Source organism: Rhodococcus sp. H29-C3 (assembly GCF_030063405.1).
GTDB lineage: Bacteria > Actinomycetota > Actinomycetes > Mycobacteriales > Mycobacteriaceae > Rhodococcoides.
Window position 1 is genome coordinate 103,243 of sequence record NZ_JASITC010000005.1, and the last position, 16,166, is coordinate 119,408.

General features: G+C 62.8%; 14 protein-coding genes. 10 read left to right on the top strand and 4 right to left on the bottom strand.

Annotated elements, in window-relative coordinates; all coding sequences use genetic code 11:
* Window position 1: 1 nt before the first annotated feature.
* From QMK32_RS13465 to QMK32_RS13480, 4 genes are all read left to right on the top strand, one after another.
* Window positions 2-664, top strand: coding sequence for a response regulator (locus QMK32_RS13465; protein WP_283475497.1), 663 nt, complete (start codon window positions 2-4; stop codon window positions 662-664).
* A gap of 83 nt (window positions 665-747) precedes the next feature.
* A complete protein-coding gene (locus tag QMK32_RS13470; RefSeq protein ID WP_136172389.1) occupies window positions 748-1,779 on the top strand; it encodes an ATP-dependent 6-phosphofructokinase in 1,032 nt (343 codons plus the stop codon).
* A gap of 93 nt (window positions 1,780-1,872) precedes the next feature.
* Window positions 1,873-3,378, top strand: coding sequence for an Asp-tRNA(Asn)/Glu-tRNA(Gln) amidotransferase subunit GatB (gene gatB, locus QMK32_RS13475; protein ID WP_136169339.1), 1,506 nt, complete (start codon window positions 1,873-1,875; stop codon window positions 3,376-3,378).
* Window positions 3,379-3,392: 14 nt separating this feature from the next.
* Entirely contained in the window at window positions 3,393-4,607 is a 1,215-nt protein-coding gene (locus tag QMK32_RS13480; protein WP_283475501.1) for a cation:proton antiporter, read from the top strand.
* 477 nt (window positions 4,608-5,084) lie between these two features.
* Here QMK32_RS13480 and QMK32_RS13485 read toward each other — a convergent pair whose 3' ends face one another.
* On the bottom strand, window positions 5,085-5,336 hold the full coding sequence (locus QMK32_RS13485; RefSeq protein ID WP_283475503.1) for a PLD nuclease N-terminal domain-containing protein: 252 nt from the start codon (window positions 5,334-5,336) through the stop codon (window positions 5,085-5,087).
* 70 nt (window positions 5,337-5,406) lie between these two features.
* On the bottom strand, window positions 5,407-6,531 hold the full coding sequence (locus QMK32_RS13490; RefSeq protein ID WP_283475505.1) for a PQQ-dependent sugar dehydrogenase: 1,125 nt from the start codon (window positions 6,529-6,531) through the stop codon (window positions 5,407-5,409).
* Between the two features lie 113 nt (window positions 6,532-6,644).
* Between QMK32_RS13490 and QMK32_RS13495 the strand changes: the two genes are divergently transcribed.
* The gene (locus tag QMK32_RS13495; RefSeq protein ID WP_283475508.1) at window positions 6,645-7,583 is read left to right on the top strand and encodes a DoxX family protein; all 939 of its coding nucleotides are present in this window, start codon (window positions 6,645-6,647) and stop codon (window positions 7,581-7,583) included.
* Between the two features lie 167 nt (window positions 7,584-7,750).
* Here the strand turns inward: QMK32_RS13495 and QMK32_RS13500 are convergent, their stop codons facing one another.
* Complete coding sequence (locus QMK32_RS13500; protein WP_283475511.1) at window positions 7,751-8,254, bottom strand: PH domain-containing protein; 504 nt, start codon at window positions 8,252-8,254, stop codon at window positions 7,751-7,753.
* Window positions 8,255-8,509: 255 nt separating this feature from the next.
* Between QMK32_RS13500 and QMK32_RS13505 the strand changes: the two genes are divergently transcribed.
* From QMK32_RS13505 to QMK32_RS13525, 5 genes are all read left to right on the top strand, one after another.
* Complete coding sequence (locus QMK32_RS13505; protein WP_283475513.1) at window positions 8,510-10,459, top strand: acetolactate synthase large subunit; 1,950 nt, start codon at window positions 8,510-8,512, stop codon at window positions 10,457-10,459.
* A complete protein-coding gene (ilvN, locus tag QMK32_RS13510; protein ID WP_084348552.1) occupies window positions 10,456-10,959 on the top strand; it encodes an acetolactate synthase small subunit in 504 nt (167 codons plus the stop codon). Before QMK32_RS13505 ends, ilvN begins: the two co-directional genes overlap by 4 nt.
* 62 nt (window positions 10,960-11,021) lie before the next feature.
* Window positions 11,022-12,023 carry a ketol-acid reductoisomerase gene (gene ilvC, locus QMK32_RS13515; RefSeq protein WP_283475845.1) on the top strand — a complete coding sequence of 334 codons (1,002 nt, stop codon included), beginning with the start codon at window positions 11,022-11,024 and terminating at the stop codon, window positions 12,021-12,023.
* Window positions 12,024-12,222: 199 nt separating this feature from the next.
* Window positions 12,223-13,818 (top strand): phosphoglycerate dehydrogenase, encoded by a 1,596-nt coding sequence (gene serA, locus QMK32_RS13520; protein ID WP_283475515.1) that lies wholly within the window; start codon window positions 12,223-12,225, stop codon window positions 13,816-13,818.
* Between the two features lie 43 nt (window positions 13,819-13,861).
* On the top strand, window positions 13,862-14,872 hold the full coding sequence (locus QMK32_RS13525) for a 3-isopropylmalate dehydrogenase (protein ID WP_283475517.1): 1,011 nt from the start codon (window positions 13,862-13,864) through the stop codon (window positions 14,870-14,872).
* Between the two features lie 78 nt (window positions 14,873-14,950).
* Here the strand turns inward: QMK32_RS13525 and QMK32_RS13530 are convergent, their stop codons facing one another.
* The gene (locus QMK32_RS13530) at window positions 14,951-16,147 is read right to left on the bottom strand and encodes an MFS transporter (protein WP_283475519.1); all 1,197 of its coding nucleotides are present in this window, start codon (window positions 16,145-16,147) and stop codon (window positions 14,951-14,953) included.
* Between the last annotated feature and the right edge of the window lie 19 nt (window positions 16,148-16,166).

Here is a 16,166-nt window from a genome sequence, read left to right on the forward strand (position 1 = left end):
TGTGGCCATCACCGTTTTCATCGCCGACGATCAGGCCATGGTTAGGCAAGGGTTCGGCGCACTTCTAGCCGCGCAGTCCGACATCAGCGTCGTTGGCGACGCAGACAACGGCGCTACCGCGGTGACCGAAGTCGAACGTCTGAGACCCGACGTCGTATTGATGGATGTGCGGATGCCGCAGATGAACGGACTGGAGGCCGCCCGGGCGATCCTGCGCGGCTCGCACGACCCACCGGTGCGTGTCCTGATGTTGACGACGTTCGATATCGACGATTACGTGTACGAGGCACTGGCTATCGGTGCGAGCGGATTCATGCTCAAGGATGCGCCTGCCGAGGAATTGATTCGCGGCGTTCGCGTCGTCGCGGCCGGTCAGGCTCTGTTGGCGCCGTCGGTGACGAGGCGGCTCATCGCAGACGTGACCAAGAGACGTGGTTCGCTGCGGTCGCAGCCGGCGAAGTTGGCCGTCCTCACACCCCGCGAACGCGAGGTCCTCGAACTGATCGCACAGGGCCTGTCGAACGTCGAAATCGCCGAAGCCCTCTTCGTAGCGGAACAGACCGTAAAGACGCACGTCGGCAAAGTTCTCGGCAAACTTCACTTGCGCGATCGAGCCCAAGCAGTCGTGCTCGCCTACGAAACTGGAGTCGTCACACCCGGCTGATGTTGCCCATCGTGCTGCCGAAGCGGAGACGAACCGGCAAGATTACGGTGGACGGTATGGATTCGAGGAGAGGCGAGAATGCTATGCGCATCGGAGTTCTGACCGGCGGTGGTGATTGCCCAGGTCTCAATGCGGTGATCAGAGCAGTGGTGCGCACTGCAGATGCGCGATACGGGTCGACTGTCGTGGGATTTCAGGACGGATGGCGTGGCCTGCTCGAGAATCGACGCGTCCAACTTCGCAACGACGACCGGAACGATCGGCTGCTGACCAAGGGCGGCACGATGCTCGGAACAGCGCGTACCAATCCCGATGTGCTTCGGGCCGGGCTCGACAGAATCAAGGAAACGCTCGAGGACAACGGAATCGATGTCCTCATCCCGATCGGCGGTGAGGGCACTTTGACTGCCGCGCACTGGTTGTCGGAGGAAGGCGTACCCGTCGTCGGGGTGCCGAAGACCATCGACAACGACATCGACTGCACCGATGTCACATTCGGGTTCGACACCGCTCTGACGATCGCCACCGACGCCATCGACCGCCTGCACAGCACCGCGGAGTCGCATCAGCGGGTCATGCTCGTGGAAGTGATGGGCCGTCACGCTGGGTGGATCGCCCTGCACTCGGGGATGGCCTCGGGCGCGCACATGACGCTCATACCCGAGCATCCGTTCGATGTCGACGAGGTCTGCGATTTGGTTCGTAAACGCTTTCAGCGCGGTGATTCGCATTTCATCTGCGTCGTCGCCGAGGGCGCCAAGCCGAAAGAAGGATCGATGTCGTTGCTCGACGGCGGCATCGACGAGTTCGGACACGTCAGGTTCACCGGAGTTGCCCACCAACTGGGCCAGGAGATCGAGCGTCGGATCAACAAGGAAGTGCGTACTACTGTTCTGGGTCACGTGCAACGCGGCGGCACCCCCACTCCATACGACCGGGTGCTGGCGACAAGATTCGGGGTCAATGCGGTAGACGCTGCTCATGCAGGTGATTTCGGCCAGATGGTATCCGCGAGAGGCACCGAAATCGGTCTCGTATCGCTTGCCGAGGCGGTCAAGCAACTCAAACGAGTGCCCGAGAGTCGGTACATCGATGCAGCGGCGTTCTTCGGATAGAGCACCGTTTGTTCGTGTTCATACCTCACCTTCCAAGCGCGACGGGCACCCGTGGTTGCTCGCGCGATGTTCCGAGCGCATAAACTCCTGTCCATGACTGCTGCCATGGTCGATCTGATCGATTACGACGACGTGCTGACCCGTTTCGACCCGGTACTGGGTATGGAGGTCCACGTCGAGTTGGGCACAGCCACCAAGATGTTCTGCGGATGCCCGACGGCGTTCGGCGCCGAGCCGAACACTCAGGTGTGTCCTGTGTGCCTGAGTCTTCCAGGGGCGTTGCCCGTCGTGAACGAGGCGGCCGTGGAATCAGCGATTCGCATCGGGCTGGCCTTGAACTGCTCGATCACGCCGTGGGGAAGATTCGCGCGTAAGAACTACTTTTACCCGGATCAGCCCAAGAACTACCAGATCTCCCAGTACGACGAGCCGATTGCGACCGAGGGCTATCTCGACGTGTTGCTCGACGACGGCAGTACCTTCCGCGTCGAGATCGAGCGTGCCCATATGGAAGAGGACACCGGAAAGTCTACTCACGTCGGCGGCGCCACCGGCCGGATCGAAGGGGCGAGTCACTCGCTGCTCGACTACAACCGCGCCGGAGTTCCGCTGGTCGAAATCGTCACCAAGACCATCACCGGCACCGGTGCCCGCGCGCCAGAGGTCGCTCGCGCGTACGTGACCGCGCTGCGCGATCTGCTGAAGTCGCTCGAGGTGTCCGACGTCCGGATGGATCAGGGCTCGCTCCGGTGCGACGCAAACGTATCGCTCATGGAGAAGACGGCAACCGAGTTCGGCACCCGCACCGAGACCAAGAACGTCAACTCCCTCAAGAGCGTCGAGGTCGCCGTCCGTTACGAGATGCGGCGTCAAGCCGCCGTGCTGGTAGCTGGTGGCGAGATCACCCAGGAAACACGTCACTTCCAGGAAGTGGACGGAACAACGACCAAGGGGCGCAAGAAGGAGACCGCCGAGGACTACCGGTACTTCCCCGAGCCGGACTTGGCGCCCGTCGCGCCGGATGCTGCGTGGGTCGAGGAACTGCGCGGCACGCTTCCGGAGTTGCCGTGGTTGCGCCGTGCGAGGATCCAGGCCGACTGGGGCGTCTCCGACGAAGAGATGCGGGACCTCGTCAATTCCGACGCACTCGAACTCGTGGCTGCGACCGTCGACGCCGGTGCACCGCCGCAGGCCGCGCGTTCGTGGTGGGTCTCTTACTTGAGTCAACAGGCCAACATCGCCGGCATCGAATTGGGCGCACTCGCGATCACACCCGTTCAGGTCGCCGAGGTTGCCGCGCTGGTCGAAGACGGCAAGGTCAACAACAACGGTGCTCGTCAGATCGTCGACGGTGTTCTGGCCGGTGAAGGTGAGCCTGCGGAAGTCATGGCTGCCCGCGGCCTCGTCATGGAGAAGGACGAGGGGAAGCTTCAGGCAGCGGTGGACGAGGCTCTGGCAGCGAATCCCGGTGTCGCTGACAAAATTCGCAGCGGCAAGGTGCAGGCTGCTGGTGCGATCGTGGGCGCTGTGATGAAAGCGACTCGGGGCCAGGCCGATGCGGCTCGGGTGAAGGAACTGGTACTTCAAGCCTGCAGCTGAGTTAGAGTCGGCCCATGCCGTCGGCGGGTGCATCGCTCTTCTGGATCTCACTGATTGCGGTGCTCGCGCCGCTCGCCGCAGGGTTCGTGCCGCGGCGATTACTGCCGGAAGTCGTTCTTCTGTTGGTGTTCGGAATGCTGGTGGGTCCGAACGTTCTCGGCCTCGCCGTCGATGGCGCCGAAGTGGACTTGCTTCGCGAGCTCGGCCTCGGCATGTTGTTTCTTCTCGCAGGTTTCGAGATAGACGTCTCGGAAATTACCGGGCGAGGGGGCCGTCGGGCGCTGACTACGTGGCTGGTGAGCCTCGCCGCAGCATTCGGGGCGGTATTTCTGCTTGGACAAACGGGTATGGCCACCGCGGAAATAGCGGTGGCGATCGCCTTGACCTCGACGGCTCTCGGGACATTACTGCCGATCCTCAAGGACGGTGGTCTACAGAACACACCGCTTGGACGCACCGTGATCAATCACGGAGCGATCGGCGAGCTCGGTCCGGTGATCGCGATGGCCGTTCTGCTCGGTTCACGCGGTGACCTGAAGTCGATCCTGATTCTCGCGCTGTTCGTCGCTGCGGCCGTTGCTGTCGGCTTCATTCCTGCGCGATTGCTCCGTGAAGGTTCCGATCTACTGGCGGTGATTCGTCGAGGCGCCGGCACCACCGCACAGACGACGGTCCGCCTTACGATGCTGCTGCTCATCACGTTGACCGCCATCGCGACGATCTTCGGGCTCGACATCATCCTCGGTGCCTTCGCCGCCGGGTTCATTCTGCGCCGGGTCGTACCGAGCGGCGACGAGCAGCTCGAAACCAAACTCGAGGGCCTGGCATTCGGGTTCCTGATCCCGGTCTTTTTCGTGACCTCAGGAATGTCGATCGACATCGGTGCGGTGCTCGCGGAACCTGGCATTCTCCTTGCGTTTCTGGCTCTTCTCGTCCTGATTCGGGGTGTTCCGGTTTTCATCGCAACCAGGTTGGATCGACAGGAGAATTTCACCACCCGTGAGCAGTTCCGCGTTGCGCTCTACGCGACGACCGGCCTGCCACTCATCGTCGCGGTCACCGGTGTAGCTGTCGACGCGGGGGAGATGTCCACGGCCAGCGCCTCGATACTCGTTGCTGCAGGCGCGATTACAGTGTTGGTACTCCCACTGATCGCGACCCTCCTCGCCTCGGATCCTCCGAAGCTCGAAGAGTCACCCCATGAGGTACACCCTCGAGAACCCTCCTGAAGGCAGGCTCGACGGCGTCCTCGGCCGGGCGTCGGCGATCATGAGGTCCAGGTTTTGAGGTGCTTGGCAGCCGTGCCGTTGTTACCGAGCTGGTAGACACTGATTGCTCCGGTCAGAACCAGGGTGCTGATTTGGGGCCGCTCCGTCTTCGATGTCCAGGTTGTCGATGTCAACGGTCAAGACATCGACCATTGATTCGACCGGTGTTGGGTCGGTGAAGCGATGCATCGATTGTGTCCCGTGCACTCGGAGGAGCCGACGGACGAAGCCGTCGGGCACGGGATTACCTTGCCCTCGAGATTACCCGGTCGTGGTCGACACCGTCCAGCAAAGGATCTTCTTTCGGTGTCTCACCGAAGCACTGCCTCAGAACCGGACGAATCTGGGACGGATCCGCTTTTCGGGCAGCGACCGAGTACTGCTCTGTTCATTCGCTTCGTTCATCGAGAGCTGCGTCGACGAGATCCGCAGCAGCCTTCAGTTTCCGCTGTCGCTGAGTGGGTCTTGTTCACCGTCATGCCGAGGTCGGGCCCAGAACCACAGGAGCGCACCGAACAAGGGAAGTGCGAGTACGAAAATGCACCACCACACCTTGCCGCCAGGGCGCGGATGCTCGGTGCGAAGTATCGATACGCACGCAACTCCTGCAAGCAGAAACCAAACCAATACCGTTGCAGTCCAGGCCAAATCGAACGCCAGCGGCAATGTGGGATTGATGTGGTCATTCATCGCTGACGTACTCCTTCCAACGAGTAGGTCGATGTGGACTGCCGCATTGAACAGCGCGCACAGGAGAGGGCTAGTCGAACCCGCCGCCACCTGCCGGAATGGGAATCTTGACTACTCGATCGTCGTTGGGGCCGGGGGCGTCGCCGTTCTTGTTGACGGTGCCGGCCCAGATCTGACCGTCCGGAGCCAGTGCCGCGCCGTTGAGTTGGCCGTATCGATCCTGAACGAGCAGTGTCGGAGCCGCGGTGACCGAGCCGGTGTCCTGATCGGTGGCGAGTACTGCCATCGCGCGGGCGGTGGTCAGTGACACCGCTACGGTTCCGGGTCCAGCCGCGCATCCCGCGACGCCGGGGCGGTCGGGCCACGTCCAGACCGGCGAGATCACCGTACCGAGGGGATCGATGCGCTGCAGTCGATCCTCGACTGCTGTGCGATCGGTGACCCAGATGCTGCCCATCGGATCCAGGCACACATCGCCTGCTGTTCCGATGCCGCTGAGCGCGACCTGAGGAGGGGGCTGCCTCGCCGACGGTGTGAGGGACTCGACACGTAGAAGCTTCCCGGACAACGACGCGGGATTCATTGCCGCAGAAGGATTTCCCGCATCCCCAGTCAGAACGAGCAGTTGGTTCGGGCTGTAGAAGTCGAGGGCGCCGCGATTGCCTTGGCTCCCCTTGGGAATGCCGGTGAGCACAGCCTTGGGGGTGTCGCCGACTGCGATCCGTACGACGCGGTTGTCCGAACCGGTAGTGATGTAGGCGTAGATCAGCCCGTCCTCGGCGTAGGTGGGGGACAGGGCGAGGTCTAGAAGTCCGCCGTCGCCTTGGGCGTCGACGTCGATCTGTGCGATCTGGATCGGAGACTGCCCCGCAGTCACCTGCATGATTCGTCCTGTGCGACGCTCGGCCACCAAGGCGGACATCCCACCCGGCAACACCACGAGACCCCCCGTCGAGTCCAAGCAGGTGGCGATGACGTTGGGGTCTGGGTCCACGCAGGGCCCGGCAGGCGGCACCTGCCCGCCGGGTTGCGTCGACGTCGGGGGTGCATCGGGATCCACCGGATTTATCTCCGCTGCACCGAACGACGGTTCCGGGCTGAAGGGTGTCGACGCCGACTCGTCGAAACGCGCGCATCCGGTCGCGATCACTGCCGTCACCGCGAGGATGGCTGCTGCAGTTCGGGTCGGCTTCATCATCTGAAGGGTACTCAAAAGCGAGGGGGCCATCGTGAGGCGGCCGCATTTTGTGCCGCCGCGCGGAGTCGAATGAGCCTGGATCGGCGACGCGGCGATCTAGTGTTGAGTGCGTGACCGACAAGCCTCGTGACTCCGACGCATCCGACACCGGCTACGAACCGGCGTCGAGCCCGTACGACCAACCGACCGAACAGCTGACGCCGACGACTCGGTCGACTCCGACCCCGCCTGCGACATCCACTGGCCCCGCTAGCAGTGGATCGGATCGGATGCCGCGTACCGATGACGAACTGGACTTCGGCGAGCGCAGCTCCGGGTCGTATCCGACCGAGCAGATACCGTCGTTTCGGCCGTCCAAGTACGACGAACCGATCGCCCCGGATTCACGGTACGGCGCCGGTGCCTACTCGGAGCAGCCGACAGAGTTCATCGAAACACCAGCGGCCAACACTCGTGGGAGTGGAGCCGCCGAGGTGGCCGCGCCCGTTCCCGAGCCGATCACCCGGACCGAAACCGTCGAGATCCCTGCGCGCAGAGGAACGACGGATCTCGGTTTACTCCTACTCAGACTGGCTGTGGGCGGAATTTTTCTGGTCCACGGGCTGCAGAAGCTCATCGGCCTGTGGAACGGTCCGGGTCTCGACGGATTCCGCACTCTTCTCGAGGACTCCGGCTACGAGCAGGCCAATCTGTTGGCCATCGCCGGCGCAGTCGGTGAGACGGCGGGTGGTGCGCTACTGATCCTCGGCTTGGCCACGCCGTTCGCCGGGGCCGCGGTACTCGCTGTCGCCATCAACGCGTGGTGCTTCAAGCAGGCAGCAGAGCCTGGCCTCGCATTCTTCGCGCCGGACGGCGTGGAATACGAAACCTTGCTCGGTGTTGCAGCGGCGGCGATCATTTTGACCGGCCCGGGCAAAATCGCCTTCGACGGTCGTCGAGGCTGGGCAACGCGTCCGCGCTTCGGCTCGTTCGTCGCGCTCGTACTCGGCATCGCAGGCGGCGTGTGCTTGTGGATTTTCCTGAACGGTGCCAACCCTCTCGTCCAGTAGATTTCCAACAGTGAAGGGCCCGGGTGCGCTCTATGCGCAACCGGGCCCTTCACTGTTTTTCAGCGCTCAGGGGACGTATTGAACAGCTCCCTTGTCTGCGGAAGTGGGGCATGTCTTCGATTCCTCGATCTCGGAGCGGATTATCGCGCCGTCGAGATACTCCCGCGCTAGGAAGGATCCGTCTCTGGAGCGATGTCCGGGGCTTGGTCGGGATCCTCGGCATCCCTCGCGGCTTCGGCTCGGGCCGAGGCATAGGGGTCGGTGATTCGACCACCGCTCGCGGCCGCCAACTGGGGCAGTCGATCGAACCGGACGAGGGGTAGCGACTTCTCGGTCTTGTCGGTCAGGACCACGCGAGCCCAGCGACGGTCGGGGAAGTGAATTCCTCGAACTCGGTCCCATTCGATGAACTCCGATCCCACGATTCGACGCACCGCGAGGCCCTGCTCGCTGACGGTCGTGCGGACTCGGAGGACCCAGATGGCGACCGCCACGGGAACGAGGAACAGCCAGCCGAACGCGGCAGGCCAACTCGCTGCCGGGAACGACACGCCGAACAGAAGAAGGACAACGCCCACCAATGCAAGCTTGGGAAGTCGGATGACCTGCGGAGACGGATCAGGGGTGTGGGATGATGAGTCCGGTGGTTCGGACTGCTGCGAGGATGACACCCCTTCATCCTCGCATTGCAACTGCGCGATCTCACATAATGGGATTGCGTCGTGACGAGTTTGACTCTTCCCTATGCGCGCGCCTACCGTCGAGCACGTGAAGCGGAATTGGATACTCGTAATCGGCCGGCGCGTCAACGCCTGAGCCGGTTGTTCAAACTCGCATCGACGCGCCACCCTCGTACAGCTACTGCTGACGGGGGTTTTTTCTTGCCCAGAGATCGCCCAGAACTCGAAAATCCTGAGGAAGCAGCAGTGAGCGCACCAACCGCACGCCCAGGGCCCACGACTCGTAAGTCGGGCACAGTCAACAGCTCGTCGACGTCCGAAACGCCGACGGCCGGCTCCAATGACGGATCACGTCGTCATGTAGCGCCCGAGAAAGTGAGCGGCGCACAGTCCGTCGTCCGAGCGCTCGAAGAACTCGATGTCGACACCGTGTTCGGCATTCCGGGAGGAGCAGTACTTCCCGTCTACGACCCACTCTTCGATTCGAAGAAGGTTCGACACGTTCTGGTTCGCCATGAGCAAGGCGCCGGACATGCCGCGACCGGATACGCGCAAGCCACCGGCCGTGTCGGCGTATGCATGGCGACGTCCGGTCCCGGAGCGACCAACCTTGTCACTCCGCTCGCCGACGCTCAGATGGACTCGGTTCCGATCGTCGCGATCACCGGTCAGGTCGCCCGGAGTCTCATCGGTACCGATGGATTCCAGGAAGCTGACATCTCGGGCATCACGATGCCGGTGACCAAGCACAACTTCCTGATCACCGACGGAGCCGACATCCCGCGCATCATGGCCGAGGCGTTCTACCTTGCTGCCTCGGGGCGACCCGGTGCTGTGCTCGTCGATATCCCGAAAGACGTGCTCCAGGCGCCGACCACCTTCTCGTGGCCGCCGGAGATGCGTCTGCCCGGCTACCGGCCGGTCACCAAGCCGCACGGGAAGCAGGTTCGCGAGGCGGCACGCTTCATCGCCGATGCCAAGCAACCGGTCCTCTACGTCGGCGGCGGCGTCATCAAGTCCAACAGCTCCGCCGAACTGCTCGAACTTGCCGAGCTGACCGGGATCCCCGTCGTCACGACGCTCATGGCCAGGGGAGCGTTCCCGGACAGTCATCAGCTCAATCTCGGCATGCCCGGAATGCATGGGACAGTTGCTGCCGTTGCTGCGCTGCAGCGCAGTGATCTGCTCATTACACTCGGCGCGCGCTTCGACGACCGCGTCACCGGGCAGTTGTCCACGTTCGCCACCAATGCCAAGGTCATCCACGCCGACATCGATCCGGCCGAGATCGGTAAGAACCGCTACGCGGACGTCCCGATCGTGGGCGACTGCAAAGAGGTCATCACCGAACTCATCGAGGCCATCCGCGCGGACCGGGCGACCGGAACGACACTCGATCTCGCCGACTGGTGGGTCTATCTCGACGACATCCGCAAGACGTACCCGTTGAGCTACGACCGTCCGAGCGACGGCGCGATGTCGCCGGAGTTCGTCATCTCCTCGGTCGGTAAAATCGCCGGACCGGATGCGATCTACTGCGCAGGAGTGGGCCAGCATCAGATGTGGGCCGCCCAGTTCATCAAGTACGAGAAGCCGCGCACGTGGCTTAACTCGGGTGGACTCGGAACCATGGGTTACGCGGTGCCCGCAGCGATGGGCGCAAAGATGGGATTGCCCGACGCGGAGGTGTGGGCGATCGACGGCGACGGCTGCTTCCAGATGACCAATCAGGAGCTTGCCACATGCGCAGTCGAAGGCATCCCCATCAAGGTCGCTGTGATCAACAACGGCAACCTGGGCATGGTGCGCCAGTGGCAGACCCTCTTTTACGAAGAGCGTTACTCCAACACTAATCTGGGTACGCACGGCGCCAAGCGCATTCCGGATTTCGTCATGCTCGCCGAAGCGCTCGGGTGTGTCGGACTGCGTTGCGAGCGGGAAGAGGATGTCGAGGATGTGATCGCACAGGCCCGTGCGATCAACGACCGCCCGGTGGTCATCGACTTCATCGTCGGTGCCGACGCTCAGGTGTGGCCGATGGTCGCAGCAGGCACCGGAAACGACGAGATCATGGCTGCCCGCGGCATCCGTCCACTGTTCGACGACGACGAGGCTGCGGGCGCCGAGCCTGCCGTGATCGAAGAAGCTATGGCACGCGAACAGGCGCACGGCGAAGCGAAAGGCACCGACAAGTGAGCACGAGCCATACCCTCAGCGTTCTCGTCGAGGACAAGCCAGGCGTCCTCGCCCGAGTTGCGGCATTGTTCTCGCGACGCGGGTTCAACATCTCCTCGCTCGCCGTGGGTGGGACGGAGATCCCCGAGATCTCGCGGATGACGATCGTGGTCACTGTCGACGAGTTCCCGCTGGAACAGGTGACCAAGCAGCTGAACAAGCTCATCAACGTCATCAAGATCGTCGAGCAGGACGACGATTCTTCAGTGGCCCGCGAACTGGTCCTGATCAAGGTGCGAGCCGATTCGAGCGTGCGTAGCGAAGTCATCGAGACCGTGAACCTGTTCCGCGCCAAGGTTATCGACGTGTCGCCCGAGGCGGTCACGGTCGAAGCAACGGGGACGAGGTCGAAACTCGATGCGTTGCTCAAGATGTTGGACCCCTATGGAATTCGGGAAATAGTCCAGTCGGGAGTCGTTGCCGTCGGACGTGGACCGAAATCGATCACCGCGTCGCGCTAGCGACCGCAGTGACGAACAAGCGTAAAACCCAAGAGGAAAGGTAGTAACCAGTGGCAGTCGAGATGTTCTACGACGACGATGCTGACCTGTCGATCATTCAGGGCCGCAAGGTCGCTGTTATCGGCTACGGAAGCCAGGGCCATGCGCACTCGCTGAGCCTGCGCGATTCCGGAGTCGATGTGCGCATCGGCCTCAAGGAAGGCTCGAAGTCTCGCGCCAAGGCCGAGGAGCAGGGCCTCGAGGTCGGTACTCCCGCCGAGGTCTCCGCATGGGCCGATGTGATCATGGTGCTCGCACCGGACACGGCTCAGGCATCGATCTACAAGGAAGAGATCGAGCCGAACCTGAAGGACGGCGACGCGCTGTTCTTCGGACACGGGCTCAACATCCACTTCGATCTGATCGAAGCTCCCGACTTCGTCACCGTCGGCATGGTCGCCCCGAAGGGCCCCGGCCACCTCGTGCGCCGTCAGTTCGTCGATGGCAAGGGTGTCCCGGCGCTCATCGCCATCGATCAGGATCCCAAGGGTGAGGGCCAGGCGCTCGCACTGTCCTGGGCCAAGGGAATCGGCGGCACGCGCGCCGGAGTCATCAAGACCACGTTCAAAGAAGAGACCGAGACGGACCTCTTCGGCGAGCAGGCCGTACTGTGCGGTGGCACCGAGGAACTGGTCAAGATCGGTTTCGAGGTCATGGTCGAAGCCGGTTACGCGCCGGAGATGGCGTACTTCGAGGTGCTGCACGAGCTCAAGCTCATCGTCGACCTCATGTACGAAGGCGGCATCGCGCGGATGAACTACTCGGTGTCCGACACCGCTGAGTTCGGTGGCTACCTGTCCGGACCGCGCGTCATCGACGCCGGCACCAAGGAGCGCATGAAGGCAATTCTGGCCGACATCCAGTCCGGTGAGTTCACCCGTCGTCTCGTCGCCAACGTCGAGAACGGCAACACCGAGCTCGAAGGCCTGCGTAAGGCCAACGCCGAGCACCCCATCGAGGTCACCGGCAAGAAGCTGCGCGGTCTGATGAGCTGGGTCGATCGTCCGATCACGGAAACAGCCTGATCGCAGCCGAATTCGTTCGGTAGTACCTGCTTGACGAGAGGGGCGCCCCACGCACTGACCAGTGCGTGAGGGCGCCCTTCTGCCCGGGTCGTGAGGGCGACACCGATGCGCCCCACCTCGGCATCTAAACTTGTGCCGCACCACGCCATTCTTCATTCCGATCGACAGCATCATTTCCGATGACATAGGAGTTCTTCACGTGAGTCAGCCAGGCCGTCCTGTCGTTCTGATCGCCGATAAACTTGCGCAGTCCACAGTCGAGGCACTCGGCGACGGCGTAGAGGTCCGTTGGGTCGACGGCCCGGATCGCCCCGCACTTCTCGCGGCAGTCCCCGAAGCCGACGCCATCCTCGTCCGGTCCGCCACCACGGTCGACGCCGAGGTACTAGCCGCCGGCACGAAACTCAAGATCGTCGCTCGCGCGGGCGTCGGCCTCGACAACGTCGACGTGCCTGCCGCCACCGAGCGTGGTGTCCTCGTGGTCAATGCCCCGACGTCGAATATCCACACTGCTGCCGAGCACGCTGTGACGCTGTTGCTGTCCGCTGCTCGCCAGATCCCCGCTGCCGACGCCACCCTGCGTCAGCACGAGTGGAAGCGCAGCAAGTTCAATGGTGTCGAAATCTTCGGCAAGACAGTCGGAGTCGTCGGACTCGGCCGTATCGGCCAGCTGTTCGCTCAGCGTATGGCTGCCTTCGAGACACATGTCATCGCGTACGACCCCTACGTCTCCGCTGCTCGCGCTGCCCAGCTCGGAATCGAACTCGTCAGCCTCGACGAATTGCTGACACGAGCCGACATGTTCTCCGTGCACCTTCCGAAGACACCCGAGACCAAGGGGATCATCGGCAAGGAAGCCCTCGCGAAGACCAAGCCGGGTGTCATCGTCGTCAACGCCGCCCGCGGCGGTCTCGTCGACGAGCAGGCGCTCGCCGACGCCATTGCCAGCGGCCATGTATTCGCTGCCGGAATCGACGTTTATGCCTCCGAGCCGTGCACCGACAGCCCGCTGTTCGAGCTGCCGCAGGCCGTCGTCACCCCCCACCTCGGAGCGTCGACGACCGAAGCTCAGGACCGTGCAGGTACCGACGTCGCGAAGTCTGTATTGCTCGCTCTCGCGGGCGAATTCGTTCCCGACGCAGTCAACGTCAAGGGTGGCGCAGTCGGCGAAGAGGTATCGCCATGGCTCGAGATCGTCCGCAAGCAGGGCGTGCTTCTCGGCGCACTCTCCGAAGAACTTCCCTCCTCGTTGTCGGTGGATGTACGCGGCGAGCTCGCTGCCGAAGATGTCGAGATCCTCAAATTGTCGGCACTGCGCGGCCTGTTCTCTGCTGTCATCGAGGACTCGGTCACATTCGTCAACGCTCCGTCACTCGCCGAGGAGCGCGGGGTCACCGCCGAGGTCACCAAGGCACCCGAGAGTGAGAACCATCGCAGCGTCGTCGACATTCGCGCCGTATACGGCGATGGAACCGTCCTCAACGTCGCAGGCACACTCACCGGCACCAAGCAGGTCGAGAAGATCGTCAATATCAACGGCCGCAATTTCGACCTTCGGGCCGAGGGCAAGAACCTGATCGTCAACTACGCAGATCAGCCCGGCAGCCTCGGCCGCATCGGCACACTGCTCGGCGACGCCGGAATCGACATCCAGGCAGCAGCTCTCAGCCAGGACACCGAGGGTGAAGGCGCCACGATCCTGCTTCGCGTCGACAAGGACGTGCCGTCGGAGCTGAGTGCAAGCATTGCCACTGCAGTTGGCGCATCGACCATCGAACTCGTCGACCTGTCCTGAGCACCGTCTCATTCCCATTGCATTACACAGAACGAGGAGTTCAATGAAGCTCGCCGTCATCGCTGGAGATGGAATCGGCCCTGAGGTCGTCGAACAGGCATTGAAGGTGCTGGACATCGTCGTGCCCGGTGTCGAGAAGACCGAATACGACCTCGGTGCCCGCCGCTACAACGCGACCGGTGAGCTTCTTCCCGGTTCGGTCCTCGAAGAGATTCGCGGACATGATGCGATTCTCTTGGGTGCAATCGGCGACCCATCGGTACCCAGCGGCATTCTCGAACGCGGCCTGTTGCTCAATGCACGCTTCGCGCTCGATCATCACGTAAATATTCGTCCGGCGAAGTTGTACCCCGGGGTGACCGGTCCGCTCGCAGGTAACAAGGAAATCGACGTGCTCGTCGTACGTGAGGGAACCGAAGGGCCGTACACCGGCAACGGTGGAGCACTGCGGGTGAACACCCCGCACGAGGTTGCGACCGAGGTCAGCGTCAATACTCGCTTCGGTGTCGAGCGTGTCGTTCGCGATGCGTTCGCTCGCGCGCTCGGACGGCGCAAGCACCTCACGCTGCTGCACAAGACCAACGTGCTCGCGTTCGCCGGCAGTCTCTGGGCGCGAACGGTGGAAGAAGTCTCGAAGGAATTCGCTGACGTCGAGGTCGCATACCAGCACATCGATGCCGCGATGATTCACCTCGTCACCGACCCGGGCCGGTTCGACGTCATCGTCACCGACAATCTTTTCGGTGACATCGTCACCGACCTCTCCGCCGCCGTCAGCGGTGGTATCGGCCTCGCAGCCAGCGGAAACATCGATGCGACGGGGACCAACCCGTCGATGTTCGAGCCGGTCCACGGCAGTGCCCCGGATATCGCAGGGCAAGGCAAAGCGGATCCGACGGCAGCAATTCTGTCGGTGTCGCTACTTTTGTCGCATCTTGGCGACTCCGTCAACGCAGCACGAGTCGAAGCTGCAGTTGCTGCGGACCTCGCTTCCCGGGGATCCGCAATTGCGACCACCGCAGAAATCGGCGACCGGATCGCTGCCAAGCTGTAAATCTCTCGCTGAGTGCATCGAATGCCTCTCACGTGCACCTTCTGAGTGCGGTGAGAGGCATTCGTTCGTTTTCGGTCTTTACTCGTTGCTCTCGTGATCTTCGGGGATTACGGGGACGGACAGGGCAGGGAAGACGGCTGACACCAGGAATGCCAGCGGAAAGCTCACTGCGGCGAGGGCGCCGAAGGCCGGCGGTACGAGCGACGCCGCGATGTACTGCCCGGTGTTCTGGACGCCGAGGGCACGCCCGCTCCAGTAGGATCCCGAGAACTCGGCAACAGCAGTGAATGCCAACCCGTTGGGTGCAACGGTGACGATCGAGGCCACGACCAACAGTGCGATGGAGATCGGGGAGTCCAGCCAGTCGGTGACCGCGAGCGCGAGCATGCTCACGGTCGTCGAGAGTGCGACCCATCGTAACGGACGCATTCTGCTTCCGACACGGTCTGATAGTGCGCCGACTCCCATTCGACCGAACGCCCCGAGGATTTGGGTAACGGTCACCAAGATGCCTGCCGAGGCTGCCGACCATTCGCGATCGGTCATGAGCCAGACGAGCGCATAGGTCCACACGACGTACTGAGGCACCACGAGCAGGATCGAGGTCGAATGAATCCGCCAGAGTTGAGAACTGGCCCTGTACGGGTTGGCAAGTAGTCCCTGTTCGGCGGCATCGGCTCGTGTCGGGCGTGGGGGATCGACGACGGCCAGGCACAGCACGGCTCCCAGTGTGCAGATGACTGCAGGGACCAACAGGGCAGCCGAGACCCCGTGGTCTCGCGCGATGGGTGGTATCGACAGTGCGGCGATGGCGACGCCCAGTGGTACCGACATCTGGCGGATACCCATGGCGAGGCCGCGTCGCTGGGGCGGGAACCATCCCACGACGACGCGTCCAGACGCGCTGTTTGCGCTGGCTGCCGCCATTCCGCCGATCAGCAGGCACAAGCCGAGCATTGCGAACGAGGTGGTGAAAAACGCTGCGAAGCTGGCAGCCGCAGTGAGGCCTAGCCCGAGAGCGAGTACGAGGCGTTCACCGATGCGGTCGACGAGCATGCCCCACGCGATCAGCGTGAGCATGATCCCCACCGTCGGCATCGCGACGAGCAGTCCAGCACTGGGCAGGCTCAACCCGCGGTCCTCGTGCAGAGCCGGAATGAGAAAAGCAGCTCCGTTGATGAACACCGCTCCTGAAGTCTGCGCGAGCATTCCGAGCGCGAGCATGAACCACTTTCGGGCGCTGTCGGTGTCGAGCGCGCGATCTGTTGCAGTCATGGCCTCATTCCTGATTCCC

Bases quoted from the DNA above. Each gene is read 5' to 3' on its own strand.
- QMK32_RS13470 (WP_136172389.1), top strand. From the start codon at position 748: ATGCGCATCGGAGTTCTGACCGGCGGTGGTGATTGCCCAGGTCTCAAT.
- gatB (WP_136169339.1), top strand. From the start codon at position 1,873: ATGACTGCTGCCATGGTCGATCTGATCGATTACGACGACGTGCTGACC.
- QMK32_RS13480 (WP_283475501.1), top strand. From the start codon at position 3,393: ATGCCGTCGGCGGGTGCATCGCTCTTCTGGATCTCACTGATTGCGGTG.
- QMK32_RS13485 (WP_283475503.1), bottom strand. From the start codon at position 5,336: ATGAATGACCACATCAATCCCACATTGCCGCTGGCGTTCGATTTGGCC.
- QMK32_RS13490 (WP_283475505.1), bottom strand. From the start codon at position 6,531: ATGAAGCCGACCCGAACTGCAGCAGCCATCCTCGCGGTGACGGCAGTG.
- ilvC (WP_283475845.1), top strand. From the start codon at position 11,022: ATGTTCTACGACGACGATGCTGACCTGTCGATCATTCAGGGCCGCAAG.
- QMK32_RS13525 (WP_283475517.1), top strand. From the start codon at position 13,862: ATGAAGCTCGCCGTCATCGCTGGAGATGGAATCGGCCCTGAGGTCGTC.
- QMK32_RS13530 (WP_283475519.1), bottom strand. From the start codon at position 16,147: ATGACTGCAACAGATCGCGCGCTCGACACCGACAGCGCCCGAAAGTGG.